Source organism: Sphingomonas sp. 22176 (assembly GCF_052045505.1).
In the GTDB taxonomy this organism is placed as follows: domain Bacteria; phylum Pseudomonadota; class Alphaproteobacteria; order Sphingomonadales; family Sphingomonadaceae; genus Sphingomonas.
The window spans coordinates 149,167-165,846 of record NZ_JBQEPL010000006.1 but is presented as its reverse complement, the minus strand read 5'-3'; the positions used below and the strand labels follow the sequence as shown (position 1 = coordinate 165,846).

At 63.1% G+C, this 16,680-nt stretch carries 16 protein-coding genes and 2 pseudogenes; 13 read left to right on the top strand and 5 right to left on the bottom strand.

The annotated features are described in order from the left end of the window. Position 1: 1 nt before the first annotated feature. The 4 genes from ACTJKY_RS17885 to ACTJKY_RS17870 all read right to left on the bottom strand — a co-directional run bounded on the left by ACTJKY_RS17885 (position 2) and on the right by ACTJKY_RS17870 (position 4,080). Positions 2 to 409 (bottom strand): TadE/TadG family type IV pilus assembly protein, encoded by a 408-nt coding sequence (locus ACTJKY_RS17885; protein ID WP_440847456.1) that lies wholly within the window; start codon positions 407 to 409, stop codon positions 2 to 4. Beyond that, the gene (locus ACTJKY_RS17880; RefSeq protein WP_440847455.1) at positions 406 to 906 is read right to left on the bottom strand and encodes a TadE/TadG family type IV pilus assembly protein; all 501 of its coding nucleotides are present in this window, start codon (positions 904 to 906) and stop codon (positions 406 to 408) included. The genes ACTJKY_RS17885 and ACTJKY_RS17880 overlap by 4 nt, the downstream gene beginning before the upstream one ends. Then, positions 903 to 2,849, bottom strand: coding sequence for a beta strand repeat-containing protein (locus ACTJKY_RS17875; RefSeq protein WP_440847454.1), 1,947 nt, complete (start codon positions 2,847 to 2,849; stop codon positions 903 to 905). Before ACTJKY_RS17875 ends, ACTJKY_RS17880 begins: the two co-directional genes overlap by 4 nt. Positions 2,850 to 3,096: 247 nt before the next feature. Then, positions 3,097 to 4,080, bottom strand: coding sequence for a sensor domain-containing diguanylate cyclase (locus ACTJKY_RS17870; protein ID WP_440847453.1), 984 nt, complete (start codon positions 4,078 to 4,080; stop codon positions 3,097 to 3,099). Positions 4,081 to 4,403: 323 nt separating this feature from the next. On the opposite strand from ACTJKY_RS17870, the gene ACTJKY_RS17865 reads away from it, so the two are divergent. From ACTJKY_RS17865 to ACTJKY_RS17805, 13 genes and pseudogenes are all read left to right on the top strand, one after another. After that, positions 4,404 to 4,592 (top strand): hypothetical protein, encoded by a 189-nt coding sequence (locus ACTJKY_RS17865; protein WP_440847452.1) that lies wholly within the window; start codon positions 4,404 to 4,406, stop codon positions 4,590 to 4,592. Next, positions 4,589 to 4,876, top strand: a complete 288-nt coding sequence (locus tag ACTJKY_RS17860; protein ID WP_440847451.1) for a hypothetical protein — start codon at positions 4,589 to 4,591, stop codon at positions 4,874 to 4,876. Before ACTJKY_RS17865 ends, ACTJKY_RS17860 begins: the two co-directional genes overlap by 4 nt. A 455-nt stretch (positions 4,877 to 5,331) precedes the next feature. Further along, positions 5,332 to 5,583 (top strand): hypothetical protein, encoded by a 252-nt coding sequence (locus ACTJKY_RS17855; RefSeq protein ID WP_440847450.1) that lies wholly within the window; start codon positions 5,332 to 5,334, stop codon positions 5,581 to 5,583. A gap of 860 nt (positions 5,584 to 6,443) precedes the next feature. Continuing rightward, a complete protein-coding gene (locus ACTJKY_RS17850) occupies positions 6,444 to 7,439 on the top strand; it encodes a sigma-70 family RNA polymerase sigma factor (RefSeq protein WP_440847449.1) in 996 nt (331 codons plus the stop codon). A 556-nt stretch (positions 7,440 to 7,995) separates the two neighbouring features. Further along, positions 7,996 to 8,268: a hypothetical protein gene (locus ACTJKY_RS17845; protein WP_440847448.1), complete on the top strand. Its 273-nt coding sequence runs from the start codon at positions 7,996 to 7,998 to the stop codon at positions 8,266 to 8,268. Between the two features lie 51 nt (positions 8,269 to 8,319). Continuing rightward, on the top strand, positions 8,320 to 10,635 hold the full coding sequence (locus ACTJKY_RS17840) for a putative bifunctional diguanylate cyclase/phosphodiesterase (protein ID WP_440847447.1): 2,316 nt from the start codon (positions 8,320 to 8,322) through the stop codon (positions 10,633 to 10,635). 352 nt (positions 10,636 to 10,987) lie between these two features. Further along, positions 10,988 to 11,470, top strand: a complete 483-nt coding sequence (locus ACTJKY_RS17835) for a MarR family winged helix-turn-helix transcriptional regulator (protein WP_440847446.1) — start codon at positions 10,988 to 10,990, stop codon at positions 11,468 to 11,470. A gap of 13 nt (positions 11,471 to 11,483) precedes the next feature. Beyond that, a complete protein-coding gene (locus ACTJKY_RS17830) occupies positions 11,484 to 12,353 on the top strand; it encodes an SDR family oxidoreductase (RefSeq protein WP_440847445.1) in 870 nt (289 codons plus the stop codon). Positions 12,354 to 12,405: 52 nt separating this feature from the next. After that, positions 12,406 to 13,215, top strand: coding sequence for a glucose 1-dehydrogenase (locus ACTJKY_RS17825; protein ID WP_440847444.1), 810 nt, complete (start codon positions 12,406 to 12,408; stop codon positions 13,213 to 13,215). Beyond that, positions 13,208 to 15,019 (top strand): glycoside hydrolase family 15 protein, encoded by a 1,812-nt coding sequence (locus tag ACTJKY_RS17820; protein ID WP_440847443.1) that lies wholly within the window; start codon positions 13,208 to 13,210, stop codon positions 15,017 to 15,019. The genes ACTJKY_RS17825 and ACTJKY_RS17820 overlap by 8 nt, the downstream gene beginning before the upstream one ends. 77 nt (positions 15,020 to 15,096) lie before the next feature. Beyond that, positions 15,097 to 15,660 carry an NAD(P)H-dependent oxidoreductase gene (locus ACTJKY_RS17815; RefSeq protein WP_440847442.1) on the top strand — a complete coding sequence of 188 codons (564 nt, stop codon included), beginning with the start codon at positions 15,097 to 15,099 and terminating at the stop codon, positions 15,658 to 15,660. Positions 15,661 to 15,701: 41 nt separating this feature from the next. Next, positions 15,702 to 15,867, top strand: a pseudogene (locus ACTJKY_RS17810) (transposase); the annotation flags it as partial. A 26-nt stretch (positions 15,868 to 15,893) separates the two neighbouring features. After that, positions 15,894 to 16,013: pseudogene (locus ACTJKY_RS17805) on the top strand (IS3 family transposase); the annotation flags it as partial. A gap of 58 nt (positions 16,014 to 16,071) precedes the next feature. On the opposite strand, the gene ACTJKY_RS17800 reads toward ACTJKY_RS17805, so the two are convergent. Beyond that, positions 16,072 to 16,659 (bottom strand): DUF4142 domain-containing protein, encoded by a 588-nt coding sequence (locus ACTJKY_RS17800; protein WP_440847441.1) that lies wholly within the window; start codon positions 16,657 to 16,659, stop codon positions 16,072 to 16,074. Positions 16,660 to 16,680: the final 21 nt, after the last annotated feature.

The window sequence follows — 16,680 nt, the reverse complement described above, 5'->3', positions numbered from 1 at the left end:
ATCAAGACAGCTTCGGAAAGCAGCCATGCGCCTGCACGCTCGACGGCAAGGCCGGGATGAAACCCGATAGGGGCGAGGCGAAGGCGTAGCCGATCGTCACCTGCACCGCCCCTGCGTTGCCGTCACAGGTCGTACTGGACATATAGCTTACGAGACCGGCATTTAGGCGCAGGCCCCGACGCAGTCCGTGCGCGGTAGCGAAGCTCTGGATGTCACCCTGCGTCTTGCAGGAAGATGCGAGCGCTGCGCAGCGCGCCGCGCTGTAGGCGGTCTCCGTCAAGGCCTGCTTTACCCATAGCAGACGCCCCACTTCGATGATGCCGAACAGCATTATCAGGAATATGGGGGCGAGCAATGCGAACTCGATCGCAGTCGCGCCGCGGCTGTCGTCGCCGAACCGCTTGCTCATTGCAGCCGTACCGCAACGGATTGCACGATCGGCGTCCCGTTCAACATGCCGCGCGGCAACACGACGGCGCGGTATTGGGACGATGCCGTGATTTGCAGGTAATAGCCCGCAGTTGATGCGGACGTGTTGCCTGCCGGGCAGGTGCTCCCGCAGGACGCACTCACGAAGCTGCCCGTTTTCGACAGACACGCGCAGCTTCGCCCGGTGTTGACGCAGCCGTTCACGGCGCCGTTGCAGCTCACGCTGACCTGCGGCGGATTGGAAAGATGCGCGGCATTCTGGATATAGGCTGGAAGGCTCTCAAACGGCACCGTGCCCCGGTTCGTGAATGCCGAGATCGATCCTGCGGAGACGGCTGCCGCCAATTGGCTTCGCTGGACGAAATAGCTGGCGAAATCGAGCGCCACCAACGAGCACAGGAAGAAGAACAGCGTCAGCAGCGCAAATTCGATCGTCGCTGCGCCCTGCTCGTCCGACGCGATTCTCCGCACGCTCATTGGACAAGCCCTATCGCGGTCGTTCCCCCACTGCCGCTGCCGCCGACGATGCTCAAGCATGCGGACCCGGCCGCCGCGCCACCGCTGGCAGTAATGGTGCGGGCGATCAGCATGAAGCACTGGCCGTTGGACAAGGTGGTGCTGCCCCCCGACATGGTCAGGTCCGAATTGGGAAGATGGACGGCGCCCACGAAGACATTCTGCGCCCCCGCGGCCCAGTTGGTCGTGCTGCCGGTCAGGCTGTCGATCAGCAGGTCGGCGATCGCGCCGCCGGTGACGCTGGTGCTGCTCGCGATGAATTTCGTTTTCGCGCCGCCCGCGAGATTGACCGTGCCGGAAAGCACGAACGAGACATTGATCCCCGCCAGATCATAGCCGGAGACGTCGACCCCTTCCAGCGTCGCTCCATAGGTCTGCCCCGTGACTTTAGACGTATAGGGCCAGGTCGTGCCGCCGGTCCCGTTGGTGAAATCGCCGGCGATGGTGTAGCGGCTCGTAGCGAGGAGCGCCGAGCCGGCCACGTTCAGATTGCCTTTGATGAGATGGTTCGCGGTGCGGCCGAACACGATCCGGCTGCCGCCTGCCGTCGAAATGTCTCCCCCTGCGCTGAACGCACCGTCTCCCATCAGGAAGACAGCGCTGCCCGACAACGTAATGGCCTTGCCGGTACCGTCGGCGCCGATGCGATAATCGCCAGCCGCCGCGGCGACCGTGGAGTCGCCATCCACCAACACCCCGGACACCACGTCAAGGTCTCCGGCCCCCATTTTCAGCCAGCTGCCGCCACCGACATTGATGGCGCCGAACGCATGATTTCCGGTGCCGAGAGCCAGCGTGGTTCCGCCCCCGATCGCCAAGGTGCCGTTCATCGTCACCGGGCCATTGCCGAAGCTGTTCGGCCCGTAAAAACCGATCGTGCCGCTGCCGATCGCCAGGCTGCCATTGCCCATCGTGACGCCGCTCGATCCGCTGTTGAAGCCGCCATTCACCGACAGGTTCACATCGCCGAAGACGACGGTGGAACCGCCGCCGATCGTCAGCCCGTTGGCGACGGTGATCGTCGAGCCGCTATCGAATTGAACCTTGATGCCGCCGTCGATCGTCAGTTTGCCGATCGTGTACTTGCCGGCGGGAACGACGAAATTGCCGGAGTTGCCCCGCTGGAAACCTGCGACGGTGGGCGAAGGCGAGAAGCCGAACACCCAGTCCGCTCCGGCCGGCGTCGTGGGGTTGCCGATCGCACGCGCAGGCACGCTCGACCCGATGATCTGACGCGCTGCCGCGAGGTCCGCGTTATCGCCCAGCGGGTCGGTGATGGTCGTCGTCGCATTCATCTGCTTGTCCGCAGGCGGGACGTTCGTGTTCCACGAAGGATTGGTGAAACTGCCTGCATAGCGCAGCAGGGAGGTGGTCAGCGTACCCCAGTCGTTGAGAATGCTGCCCGCGCCCGAGACGATGTTCTTCGCCGCAATCCGGGTCCCGCGGTTCTCGATATTGGCGACGGCGACGACGGAACAGTCCGGCGTGTCGATCGTGGCACCGCCGCTAGTCGCAATGCCCACGCCCGACGCCGCAAGGGCAATGATGCAGGGCGGCGCGATCGGGCTGGTAGCGCTTAGCGAGGCAACCGACGTTGCGCCGACATCATAGCTCCCACGATATCCGAGCGCCTTCGCCATCGCGAACGGCACGGACGTGGTGATGGTCACCTTGACCGATTTCGCGCCGACGGTGGGAGTGTCGTTGAGGATCGCTGCCGTCACCCGCGCGCCGGACAAGCCGTTGGCAACGGCGAGATCTTGCGCCGTCGGCAACAAGATGGCCGCGTTGGAATTCGCGCCTTGGTAGGCAAGGGCAGCGCTGAGCGCTGCCGCATCCGCCGTCCGCTGATTGCTGATCAACTGGCTGTATCCGCGCGCCAAGTCGACCGAAACGGCGCCCATGGCGCAAAGTATGGGGAGGGACAGCGCCCCGATGACAGCCACGGTCCCGCGAACGTTTGCACCAAGTGCCGTCGCCCACATACAAGGAGCCAGGGATCGAAGGCGATGCATCGCCGCTATGTGTCAGAAATACATATATTTTCAGTTAACCGACTACTACGCCGATGTCCGGTCCTCGGTCTCGGTCGTGTGCGACCCAGAGTTCGTCCATCTGCCAGGCTGGTTTCAGCAGCACCCCACAGCATTGTCAGCCAGCGAGAAGCTGATTCCGCCCGTTCTGCTTGGCGCCATAGAGCAGCCGATCGACGCTCTCGCAGAAGCCCCGCGCATCCTGGTCCTTTGCGGGCAGGGCGGTCCCAACCCCGAGGCTGGCGGTAACGAACGGACTGCAATCCGAAGATGCGTTGGCTATCCCCAGCGCTTCGATGGCGCTGCGGCAGCGTCGCGCGACGTCGATCGCGGCGCTTTCATCCGTGTCCGGCAGGAGGAGGACGAACTCCTCTCCTCCGTAGCGGGCAACCACGTCCTTCTCCCGCCCCACCTTTTGCAGCGCTTCGGCGACGGCAACGAGGCATTCATCGCCATACAGATGACCATAGCGATCGTTGAAACCCTTGAAGTGATCGATATCGAGGAGGATCATCGACAGAGGACGACCGCTACGGCGTGCCTCGTCCCAGCAAGCCTCGAGCCGCTCGTCAAACCGGCGTCGGTTGGCGATGCGGGTCAAGCCATCTTCGAAGGACAGCGCTTCCAGCTTCTGCTGCATCTTCAGCAACTCGTGCTCGATCCGCTTCCGTTCGCTGATGTCGAACATGAAGCCGATCAGGCTCTCCACCTCGCCCACGTCATTGCGGACGACGTGCACGACGTCGCGGATCCACACAAAGCCGCGATCGGGCGTGAGTGCGCGATAATCCGCTTCGTGATCGATACCGGCGATCGACTGGGCGACACAATAGTTGACCACATGGTCGCGATCTTCCGGATGGATGCGCGAAGACCAGTCCTCGACCGAGATCCAGCTGTCTTGCGGCCAGCCCAGGAGGCTCTCGATCTGCGGCCCGATATAGGCGAAGCGCATCGTGCTCCAGTCGATCTTCCAGGGAATGGCGCGCGTGGATTCGAGGAGCGTTCGATACACAGCATCCTCACTGCCCGGATTCAACCGCACCCGCGCTGTCGGGGGCGCCATCTCGTCCTCTACGCGACGAGGATGCTTCTGCGGCATACAACCCTTATCCATCAAATGCATGGGCAGCAGCAATCGCCGCCGCGCTGCGGTCCCCATGATGGAATGCGCGAAACCAGGCAACAAGGGTTTGGGGAGGGGCGACCTCAGGGCTCTCCCGCGCGCCAGAAGCGCCTGTCCCCATCGTCGGCGCGTGCAGCGGTGACGAGAAGGTTTGCGACGAGCCGAGGCGGACTAGTAGAAATGCGATATCGATCAATATCATGCGTTGTTCGATGGAGGCTCGATCAGCGTTAGCCGGGCTTGGGGCTTTGAGCAGATCACAGCACAGTGCAGAGGATATTCGGGACGAGTTGGAGCGGGTGGCCGCCAGCCTCAGCGCAAGGGACGAGGATCTGGAGTTGGGTTTCCATCTCCCGCGGCCCGCCGCGCCGGACTGGCCGTTCCCGCATAACTGGGACGTGGCTGTTGCCGTGCCCGACGGGCTCGAGGATCTGGCGTTCCGAACCATCGACGAAGTCGCTGCGCGTTGGGATCTGCAACAGAGGTGAACGGGCCCGATGTCGTCCGGCTGCGCGCCGGCACGCTCACCTTTCAGATGCCCCTCGGGCTTCCGGTCTGGTCCTATGCCGACGAGGCGTCCGGTCGCCTCGTGGATGTGGAGGTGGAGGTTCGCGCGCTGTTGCACCTGAGCTACGCCGGATCTGCCAAGTACGCGACGAAGCCCACCCTTGTCGGCAACAGGCACGTTGTCGAGCAGGTGGCCCGACGCATCATCGATCGCGAAGGTCCGAATTTCGCCGAGCCGATCCAGGTGACCGCCAAGGACGTCTAACGCTTTCATATCGGCGTGCGGCGCGTATGTTCAGTATCGGTGGCTTCGACGCTCGAAACTGTCACGTCCCGCGGTGTGACGTTAAAAATCGCTAATGCACCAAAGGTAAACTGTTCGCGAGGTTGCAACGGAATGGGTTTCCACCGCTCGTTTCGCTCGCCGCGTAGATGATGCCGCCGGACGTATCTGGCGAGCCCTGTCTAGCAAACATGCTTGGAGTTCAAGAATCGGCGCAACGCCTTTGCGTTAGCGCTGTTGAACTGACTCACCTTGGCGGGCGCACGTCCATGACCAGCGCCCCTCACGTCGTACCACCTCGCCGAGATCCAGAAAGTATTACTGCTTCAACGCGTTTAACCATCATGTCGCCGCTAAAGAAGTTGCTGCGTCGCATCATACCGCATCAACGTGCGTTCGCGGCACCATGTCCATTGTGGACCCGAGGAGACTTCACAATGAATGAGGAAGACGGGGCGGCTGGCCACGAGATCATCAGGAACGTCGAACTGGCGCTCGGCGATGGATCTACCGTATCGGTATATCTGAGGGGGCGCAATGAACCCGTCTCCGTAGTGCGCGTACACCGCAACGTTGCCACGGTCCGCTTGGAGGGCATGGGAAATGCGGTTCACGATGTGGCCTATAGCGCTATCGCCGGCGCGAAATACGCTCCACGCGGCACAGGGGTCGTCGACGGAATCGCTTGAGCCGCCAAGCACCCGAACCCCACGCTTCGCTTTCGCCATCACTGCCACTTAGACACAGCGTCGTCCCCCGGAAAAGCCCGCTACTGCGCGGCGCATGTGAAGGCCCGAACAAGCAAGGATCGCCCAATCTCGGCGGTTCAACAAAGAAAGCGCCGGGTCGTTGCCAAGCTTGTCGCGCCAAACCGATTTCAGCCCGAGCATCATTGCAGAGGGCGGCGGCCGAGAGGAGGTGGTTCGCCGCCTCCGCGATCTCGCTTCTCCGCGCTGTTGCGGCAAATGAGCGAAAATCGGGTGAAACGCAGCCAAACTGCTCGCTGGAGTAAGGTCACGGACCTTCGTTCTGCGAAAGAAGTGATTCTTCCCAGCTGCGGGGATCCGACATGCTCATCGCGTTGGCCGTGCGCTGGTAAGCGCGACAACAAATTTCGCGCAATTCACCAATTACCTACGTTAGCCTCTATAAGGTAAAGGAAACGCTAACACTGGGCATGTCGATGATGAATTTTGCAGCCGTAGCTATACAGGACGTGCGGCCTTCGCGAGTGGCCGCCAAGAAACGTGCTGTAGACGAATTGCGGCATTTCGAGGTCTGCCCGATGTGCCAACAAGCCGTTGACCGCCGCGATGACCTCGCTGTTATGCACCATTTGCCAGTAGGTCATAAGCCGCTGCCCCGCCACTGAGAAGGCGGGCTGGCGGGCTCGAGCGCTCCAGGATGGCGAGGAGCGACGCTGCCTGCGCTTCGTTGGTGGGTACGCAGTTCCCCCTAACTTGGCGTTTACCGCTTCGTTAACTGGTTAAGGCCATTTTCTCCTGGTGTCCGAACGTCACGACGTCCGGCCGCGAACCAGGGGAAGATCATGACGTCGAAGACCACGCTCGCGCTTGAAGCTGCAGTAGCAATCATCCTCGAAAACCGTCCCAGGGATGGTGTTACGTCGACCAATCGGCAGCGTGTAAATGTCGACCGGGCGCACGCACAGATCATGAAGCTCATCGCCTCGCGGGTTCGCCATTTCGTGCGTCAGTACGGCCTCACCCATTATGCTGACGATGCCGAGCAGTGCTGCGCTATCGCGGTACATCGCGCGGTCGAAGCATATGACCCGGAAAAGGCACAATTCACAACCTTCGTGAATTGGCAGATCCGCGGCGAGCTCCAGAGCTTGCGGTTCCGCGTGATGACCGACCAGCGCCCCTCGGCGAAGAGGGTTGCTGCCACAACGGTGTCGTTCAACGCGATGATGGACGCTGATGGAGAGGCGGGCTCGTTTCTCGACGCGTTCGAGGACGAGTCTGCCCTTGAGGCAACGGAGTCCGCAGCTTCGGACTACCTTGCAGATGGAGCGACATCTTCTCTGATCGACGCCTATGTTGATCACTTGCGCACGGTTGGGATGCAGGTACTTGCTCGCCGTCCCGCGCCCAAACGTGAAAGTACAGCCCCTCTTAAGGCACTGCCGCGCCTCCGCGTGAACGGCGTTGCCGCGGAAGAAGTAGAGAAGCTGGAAGCTACGATCGCGCGGGAACGCGAGATCGTCGAAGGCCGCATCTTCAAGGGAGCGAGCCTTGAACATCTGGCGGCTGAGACTGGCGTTACGGCGGAACGGGTGCGGCAGATCACGAAGCGCGCTGCCAAGGCTATCGCCGGCATCGCTACCGCCGATCCCCGGTTTGCCGTTATGGCAGCGGCCGGTCGACCCGAGTCGAAGCGACCGCAGGCTCGTGCGGGCAAGGCATCTATCCTCCCTGATGCCACACTCCCCCACAACCGCCTGTCATACGTCGCGGCGGCGGATCAGCTCGAACGCGCCCACCAGCCGGTTGTCGACGCTTCCATTGCACTGATGCGGTGACCTCAAGGGCGTTGACACCTGAATAGACATTCGTGCTGCGTACGGTCTCGTAAAGGACAAGGCGGGCAAGGTTCACATCACAAGCGGCCGAAAAACTCGGTTCACGGAGTCCGTGAGACTGCGCCGAGCAAGCGCATTTCAGGTGGGACGCTTGATCGGCGAGCAGTACGGTCTCACCAGCAATCTACAAGAATCTGTTGCGTCGCCATGCGGCGCCTTCAAGATCCGGTGGCCCCATGTTGGGTAGCCGGGTCTTGTTGTCTTGGCCATGTTGACCGGAAGTGGCGACATTCTGAGCGTACCACGCTAGCGTCGGCCGTAACCCTTTCTTGCGCTCGATTTTGCGCATTCAAGGAGCGTTTCCCTCGGCAGCGCGGCAATCTCAAACACGGTAGAGACGAGGCGGCCGCCTGCCTTCCGCGAGCTAGAAGGCGGCGGCCAATCAACTCGTGAGATTCTGGCGTCGCAAGCTACCGGCGACGCCACCCTCAAGGTCCTGGACGATAACGAGACGTCGGCCGAGATTACGCTGCCCCCTGGCCTGTCTCGGCTGCTGATGGAGTTGCTGCGGCACGTCGGGCGGGGCGATGCGGTGACGCTGGTGCAGGTCAGCCAGATGCTGACCATCCAACACGCGGCGGACATCCTGAACGTCTCTCGTCCCTTCTTCATTTCGTTGCTGGAGAAGGGCGAGATCGCGTTCGAGAACGTTGATCGGCATCGGCGGAAGATGCATTGCTCCGCCCATCCTGCTTCAAAGCAGTTCACTGAAAAACAAGGTTTTGTTTCTAATCTGAGGAGCAAGCAAAGAAGGCTGCAACGGTCCTGAACCGAACAGCCTGAAGAACTTGCCTCAAGTCCTTCTTGGTTGCGCAGTTGCATGTTCTACCGTTCTGGCCTTCCCCGTCTCAGCCCCGTTCTGCGATTCACCGCCTTCGTGGCGGCACCCGCGCTCTGCCTCGCGGTGGCGCTGGTGCTGTTCGGAACGTGGAGCCTGTGGGCAACGGCCAATCAGGTCGACGAATCGATCCGCGCACGGCAGGCGGACGATGTTCATCTGGCTTTGGGCGCGGTGCTCGACGATCTCGCGCAGAGCCAGGCGGGCGTCGCGATCTGGGATCCTGCCTATGCGGAGGTGCAGAAGGCAAGGCCCGATGCCGAATGGCTCGACAAGAACGTGGGTGTCTGGTTGAACTACGTGTTCAATCACGAGCTCGACATTATTATCGACGGTCAGGATCGGCCTGTCTACGCCATGCGGAACGGCGAGCGCGTTTCACCTGCGATTTTTGCGCGCGTCCAGCCCACGTTGCTGCCCCTGATCCAAGCGGCAAGAGGCTCACTCCACCGGCCGGCCAACACCCATGAGCGCCTGCCTGGCCAAAAGCTGGCGCCGAACACAACGGTGCGTACCTCGCCGGCCGCTTTCCACGCGACCGATCTCGTGGAGGTTTCCGGGCGCGCGGCCGCTGCCAGCGTGATGCGGATGATTCCCGATTCCAAACTCGTGGTCGGCGCTCCCGGGCGTCAGCCCATGCTGGTCAGCATCCGCTTTCTAGACGGCAAGCTGATGGGGGACCTGGGCCGCATCCGCGGCATCCGCGATGCGCGAATATTGTCGACCCCGGCCGTGATGAAAGCCGGGATGTTCAGCGTGCCCCTGCGCTCGTCGCAAGGCGTGCTGCTCGGTCATCTTGGCTGGCGGCCGGATATGCCCGGTCGCGACATTCTCCGGTCGATAGCCAAGCGCGGCGGCGCGGCGGCGGCTGCACTGATTGTCTTGCTGGCGGCGCTCGTCTTCGTCGTCGGGCGATTGATGTTCAGGGATGCGCGCTCGATCGGCGCGCTTGAGGCTGCACGCGTCGAGCTTCAAGCGAAGGAGGCGCGCGCCCAGTATCTCGCCAATCACGACGTGCTCACTTCGCTGCCGAACCGGGCTGCGTTCAATCGCTTCGTCGATGGGGCTGCCGGCAACATGGCCCAGCATGCGCTCGGCGTACTGCTAATCGATCTAGACAAGTTCAAGCACGTCAACGACACGCTCGGCCATCTTGCCGGAGACCAGCTGATCCAGAGCGTTGCCGGCCGCCTCTCGGCCCAACTGCCCAAAGGCGGGCTGCTGGCGCGGCTGGGCGGCGATGAGTTCGCCATCTGCCTGACCGAGGGGCTCGGGCCGGAAGCGCTCCGCGCGCTTGCGGAGGCCTGCCTCTCCGAACTGCGCAATCCCTTCCCGATCCTCGGATCGGAAGTGCAGATCGGCGGCAGCATCGGCATCGCGGTGGGCACCCCGCGCAGTGCCGATCGCACCGAGCTCCTGCGCAAGGCCGATATTGCAATGTACAGCGTCAAGGCCAGCGGTCGAGACGGCTATCGCTTCTTCACCGCGGAGATGGACGAGAGCCTCGCCAATCGGCGCGAGCTGGAGGACGACCTGCGGAAGGCGCTTAGCGCCCGGAAGCAGCTGTTCGTTGCCTATCAGCCGAAAATGGATGCGACCGGCACGACGGTGGTAGGGCTGGAGGCACTCGTCCGTTGGGATCACCCGGCAAAGGGTCTGTTGACGCCCGATCTCTTCATTCCGATCGCCGAGGAAGCGGGCCTGATTCACGCGCTGGGAAGCTGGGTGCTCGCGGAAGCGTGCCGCGTCTCGAAGAAATGGCCCGAACTCACGATGGCCGTGAACGTGTCTCCCGTTCAATTCAAGGCGGGAGACTTTGCAGCGGCCGTTCGATCCCTCGTCCAGCGCTGCGGCGTGCATCCGCGACAGATCGAGCTGGAGGTGACGGAGGGTATCCTCCTCGATGACGGCGAGGAGGTGCGCGCCGCCTTGCATGACCTGCGCGACGCGGGCTTCCGAATCGCTCTGGACGATTTCGGCACCGGCTATTCCAGCCTGAGCTATCTCAAGCAGTTCAAGGTAGACCGGATCAAGATCGACAAGAGCTTCATCAAGCGCGTCGGCCGCGACCAGGAGGCGATCGCGATCGTGCAGGCGGTCATCGCGCTTGGTCACGCGATGAACCTGTCGGTCACCGCCGAAGGCGTCGAAACCAGCGAGCAAGGTTCGTTGCTCCGAACGGCCGGCTGCAACGAGCTACAGGGTTATCTCTTCTCAAAAGCTCTCCGAGAGGAGGAGCTGTCCGTCGGAATCAACGGCATCCCGAACCTACCAATAACTGGTCGATGGGCGAGCTGAGTTTCAAGATTGGAGCTTAGCGTTTGCTCTCAGCCGGCAGACAACGGGCCTGCAAGGAACCTACGAGCTGTTGTTGCTGGGCGTTTCGACCGGATGCTGTCGTTGGCATCCGCTTTCAGAAAGGCCGATTGGCTTCTTGAATGTCGGCTTTGGGCGCTCCGCTGCCCCAGTGCAAAACCCTTCTTGCGAAGCAGAGCAGAAGAACCCTCGCTACGCCTGCCCGGCGCGACAGATTGATAGGAGGTTGAGGTCGCTTCAAGGGGCCCCGTGCGCCCTTTGGTCCACTGCCGAGCGGAACCAACCCGTCCCCGTCTAGTTTGACAATATGCTGTCAATTAGTGGTGCTAGTCGAATGTCGAGCGAGAACACGGATGTTCGGGAGCTTGCGCTCACCGTTTTCGCGACCAGTGGAAGGCTGATCGGCACGGGCAACGAGCTGGTAGCGCATCTTGGTCTCACCAGTGCGTGGTGGCAGGTGCTCGGTGCGCTCCGATACTCGCCGGTCCCGCTTCCCACCGTGTCGATTGCCCGCAACATGGGGCTTACGCGCCAGGCGGTGCAGCGTGTCGTCGATCTGCTGGCCGAGCGCGGCATGGTCACGTTCCAGGATAATCCGCAGCACCGCCGCGCCAAGCTCGTCGTCCTCACCGAAACCGGGTTGGCGGCGGTAACCGGGGCCGAGCAGGCGGTTGCGCCGCTCGACACGGAAATCGCCGACCGCGTCGGTCGCGCTAGGATCCGCGACGCGATCCAGACACTCGATGCGATGAACGCCATCCTCTCGGAATGGCTCGACCGCGCCGCCCCGGCCCATCTTCCAGACTCCAACGCGTAGAAGGAAACCCGTCATGATCTTGGTATCAGGTGCCACCGGTGGCATCGGTGGTGATGTGTGCCGCCTGCTCAAGGAAGCCGGAACGCCGTTCCGCGCGTTGTGCCGCAAGCAGGAGCAGGTCGAGAGCCTCGCAACGAAGAGTATCGACGCCGTGCGCGGCGATTTCGATCGGCCGGAAACGCTCGCGGCGGCGATGCAGGGCATCGACACGATGTTCCTGATCACGCCTCCCACCCAGCAGCAAGTGGCGCAAGAGACCGCCGCCATCGATGCCGCCAAGGCAGCGGGTGTCGGGCGGATCGTCAAGATCTCCGCCTCCGACGGCAATGTGCGATCGCCGGTGCCCTGGGCGAGAGCGCATGCGCTGATCGACCATCACCTCCGCGCTTCGGGGATCGGCTGGACGATCCTCAAGCCCACCGCGTTCATGCAGAACTTCCTGTGGTTCAAGGATCCGATCGCCAGGGGGTTCCTGCCGCAGGTCGCCGGAAAGGGATCGGTCTCGTGGGTCGATACGCGCGACATCGCGCGTGTGGCGGCCGCGGTTCTGACCCAGGACCGCCATGAAGGTGCGACCTATTTCCTCACCGGGCCGGAGACACTGGACATGAAGGAAGCGGCCGCCCGCCTGTCCAAGGTGCTGGGGCACAAGGTGCGCTATCTCGATCTGCCCTCCCCGCTCTTTCGGGGCCTGCTGCGCCTGACCGGCAACTCGCGCTGGATGGCCAAGGGGTTGGTCGTGCAGTTCGCCGACGTCGTCGCAGGGCACCACGACATCGATCCCACGTTCGAGATCGAGCGCCTAACGGGGAAGCCGCCGCACGACTTCACCGACTTCCTTCTCCACCACCGGGCGCAATTTTCCGATAGCCGCCCTGCCTGATCGTGCGTTGTCGCGACGTCCTGCCCCTCTGCGTATCTTTGGAGACATTCCCATGCCGATCAACGCTTCTCTCGCCAGACATGTTGCGATCGTTACCGGTGCGAGTTCGGGCATCGGCCTCGCGGTTGCCGAGGCCGTAGCGGCCGCCGGTGCCGCGGTGGTAGTGAACTATCATGCCCAGGCGGAGCCTGCGGAGGCGCTCGCCCAGCGGATCACCGCCCAGGGCGGGCGCGCGATCGCGGTGCAGGCCGATGTGTCGGAGGAGGCGGAGGTGCTCCGCCTATTCGAGGAGGCCGCTGCGGCCTTCGGCCGCATCGACCTGCTGGTTTCCAACTCCGGCGTGCAGAAGGACGCGGCGGTCGCCGAAATGACGCTGGAGGACTGGAACACCGTCATCGGCATCAACCTGACGGGGCAGTTCCTCTGCGCACGCGAGGCAGTGAGACGCTTCCGCGCGCAGCCCGAGCAGGGGCGCCCTGCCCGCAGCGCCGGCGTTATCGTAGCGATGAGCTCCGTACACGAGATCATCCCTTGGGCAGGGCATATCAACTATGCCTCGGCCAAGGGCGGCGTGCGGATGCTCACCCGCTCGCTCGCGCAGGAGGTCGCCGCCGACGGGATCCGGGTGAATGCCGTCGCGCCGGGCGCCATCCGCACGCCGATCAACAAGGAAGCCTGGGACAGCGAGGAGGCGCTGGAGAAGCTCCTCCGGCTGATCCCCTATGGTCGTATCGGCGAGCCCGAGGACGTCGCCCGCGCAGTCGTCTGGCTCGCCTCGGACGAAGCCGACTATGTGACCGGCACCACCCTGTTCGTCGATGGCGGCATGTCGCTCTACCCGGAATTCCGCGACAATGGCTAAGCCTCGCCGGACGATCGGCGAGCATGGCATCATCGGCGACCTGGAGACGGCGGCGCTGGTCGCGCGCGACGGCACGATCGACTATCTATGCTGGCCGTCGCTCGACAGCCCGACGATCTTCGCGGACCTGCTGGACGGCGAACGCGGCGGCGCGTTTCAGATTGCACCCAAGCTGGATCAGCCGCGCAACCTCCAGCTCTACCTGCCCGACACCAATGTGCTGCTGACGCGCTGGATGGCGGAGCAGGGCAGCGCCGAGATCGTCGACCTGATGCCCCAGCCCGAGGCGCGCCGCCGCGCCGGGCGGGACACGCGCTCGCTGATCCGTCGAGTGACGGTGACCAGCGGCACCGTGACCTTCGCCATGCGCTGCGCGCCGCGCTTCGATTACGCTCGCGAGGTACCGAACGTCGCCGAGATGGACGGCGGCGCCCGCTTTACCGGGCGAGATCTCTCGCTCTGCCTCTTCGCTTCCGTGCCGCTCGACCGGCAGCATGGCGAGGCAAGCGCGCATTTCACCTTGTCCAAGGGTGAGAGTGCCTGGTTCGTCCTAGGCGACGACGGGATGCCGCGCCCCGACGACGACGCAATCTGCGCACAGATCGAGGCGAGCACCCAGGCATGGCGGGCTTGGCTGGGCAAATCGACCTACAAGGGCCGGTGGCGCGAACAAGTGCTCCGCTCGGCCCTGGCCCTGAAGCTGCTGACCTCCGCCCGCCATGGCTCGATCGCCGCCGCCGCGACCTTTTCGCTGCCCGAAGCGGAGGGCGGCGAGCGCAACTGGGACTATCGTGCGACCTGGATCCGCGACGCGTCCTTCACCGTTTACGCCTTTCTGCGGCTTGGGTTCACCGAAGAGGCCGAGCACTTCTATCGATGGGTTGGCGCACGCATCATGGCGGCTGGCCGCGAGAGCCCACTGCAAATACTGTACGCGCTGGACGGAAGCAAACCGGGCGAGGAACGGGAACTAGAGCATCTCGCCGGCTATGCGGACAGCCGTCCTGTGCGGATCGGGAATGCCGCGAGCGACCAGATCCAGCTCGATATCTTCGGCGAGCTCCTCGACAGCGCCTATCTCGCCAACAAATACGGGCCGGCCATTCCCCACGAAGGCTGGCAGCATGTCTGCGGGCTTGTCGAACATGTGATCAACCATTGGCAGGAGCCGGACGCAGGCATCTGGGAAATGCGTTCCGCGCCGCGGCACTTCCTCCATTCCCGCGTGATGTGCTGGGTCGCCCTCGATCGTGCCATCCGGCTGGCCAAGAAGCGGTCGCTGCCAGCCCCGCTCGTCGCCTGGTCCGAAGCGCGCGATGCGATCGTCGATGACGTCTGGAACAACTTCCGCCATCCGGAGCATGGCTATTTCGTCCAGGAACGCGGCGGTACCGCGCTAGACGCGGCGCTGCTGATGCTGCCGCTGGTACGCTTCGTGTCGTCGACCGATCCGGTCTGGCTCAAGACGCTCGACGCAATCGGTGCCGAGCTCTGCGACGATGGGCTGGTCTATCGCTACCGCGGCGACGACGGCATCAAGGGTGATGAGGGCGCGTTCACCACCTGCACCTTCTGGTATGCGGAATGCCTGGCTCGCGCGGGACGCCTGGAGGATGCGCAACTGGTCCTGACAAAGGGGATCGCCTACGGCAATCATCTCGGTCTCTTCGCCGAAGAGACCGACGCGCGCGCCCTGCCCCTCGGCAACTTCCCCCAGGCGCTGACCCACCTCGCCTTCGTCAGCGCCGCCTATTTTATCGATCGACAGCTCGACCCGTCCTACCGGCCGACGTGGCAGCCCTGACAACGGTTACATAGATAGGTCGTCGCCGAATCGCGCGACGCTATCGGGAGAATGCTTGCGTGCATGCTTTGACTGTGATGGCCCACCCCGCCGCTTCCGCTTCTTTGACGCGATCCGTGGCGACGGCGCTTGCCGAAGCGCTCGAGGCGAGCGGGCACACCGTGGAAATCGCGGATCTCGCCGCGGAGGGGTTCGATCCGGTGTTTGGCTCGGCGGATCATGCGGCCTTCTCCGCGGGCGGGCCCAGGCCGGCGGACGTGCTGAAAGAGCAGCAAAGGCTCGATCGAGCTGACCATCTGATCCTTGTGTATCCAGTCTACTGGTGGTCGATGCCCGCGCTTCTGAAGGGGTGGATCGATCGCGTCTTCATTTCGGGATGGGCTTTCGAAGAAGAGGAGGGCGGGGGAATCATCAAGAAGCTCGGGCGGCTTCAGGTGCATCTCTTCGCAATCGCGGGCGCTGCCAGCAGTACGTACGAAAAGCGAGGATATCGGCAGGCGATGCAGACCCAAGTCGACAAGGGCATCTTCGACTTCTGCGGCGCGCAGGTCGTAACGTCCCAGCTGTTATCGACCGATGCTGCCGATCCGGCTGCCCTTCCGCGGCATGCGTCGGAATCTCTGCTCAAGAATTTGGCGTAGATGCTGTGGGCATTCAGGGTGAGCAGTCCCTGGATTTCTGGATGCCTTCGATCCTAATTTTTAGGACAGGAGGCGACGATGGGGAGCCCAATTTCAGTGATGCGTTCAATCATGACGCGGTGGCCCAGATCACGGATCGCGGATATCCGGTAGCGGAGGTTTCGCAGCGGCTCGGCGTCAGCCAACATTCGCTCTATGCCTGGAAGCGGCAGCGAGCGGGGCGCGTGCGGGGCGTTTATGGCGTCCGCAAGATCTGGCGGCAGCTGCGCCGCGAGGGGTTTGACGTCGCCCGATGCACCCTTGCCCGGCTGATGCGCAAGATGAGCCTGGCAGCCGTTATCCGAGGTAACAGGTGCGTACCGAGACCAGCGGGAGGGTATTTGGGCGACATCGAGTGCCGCCCTATAAACGTCATTTCGAAAGCGACTTAGCCATATTGAGGTGCGCAGTGACTGTTGGGATCAGCTGCATCGCGAAGTTCCGCAGCGGTTGGGGCACCTCTTGGTTAGAAGCATTTGCCTTTAGGGCGTCGAGCGTTTGCTGATGCACCTCGACCTGAGCTGCAGCGTACGCTTTGTCAAACACCGCACCGTTCGCCGATTTAAGTCCATCCAGCTTCTGTTGCTGCGCCGCCGTTAATGCGGGATCCGGCGTGATCGCCGGGCTGGCGGCAGCGGCCGCCGACTTGAGCTTCGCCGTGGACTCTGTGTGAGCCTTGATCATGCCATCAGCAAACTTCTTAACGGCGGCGCTGCTCGCCTGTTGCTGCGCGAGACGCGAGCTCGCAATCTCGAAGGCGTCGCTGGCCGCCGCCGCGTCAGCGAACGATTTTCCGGCCGACACTGGTGCCGAAAGGCCGCTATTGGCGGCGGCTCCGGTACCCGCATCCGCATTGCCGGTGGTGATCACCGTATCGGACGTATGGGTTTCCGTCTTCGACCCGCAGCCGGCAAGTGCGACTGCTGCCATGCCCAGCATTGTCCAGCGAACAGCGTGCATTTTTCTCTCCCATCTCCGGCC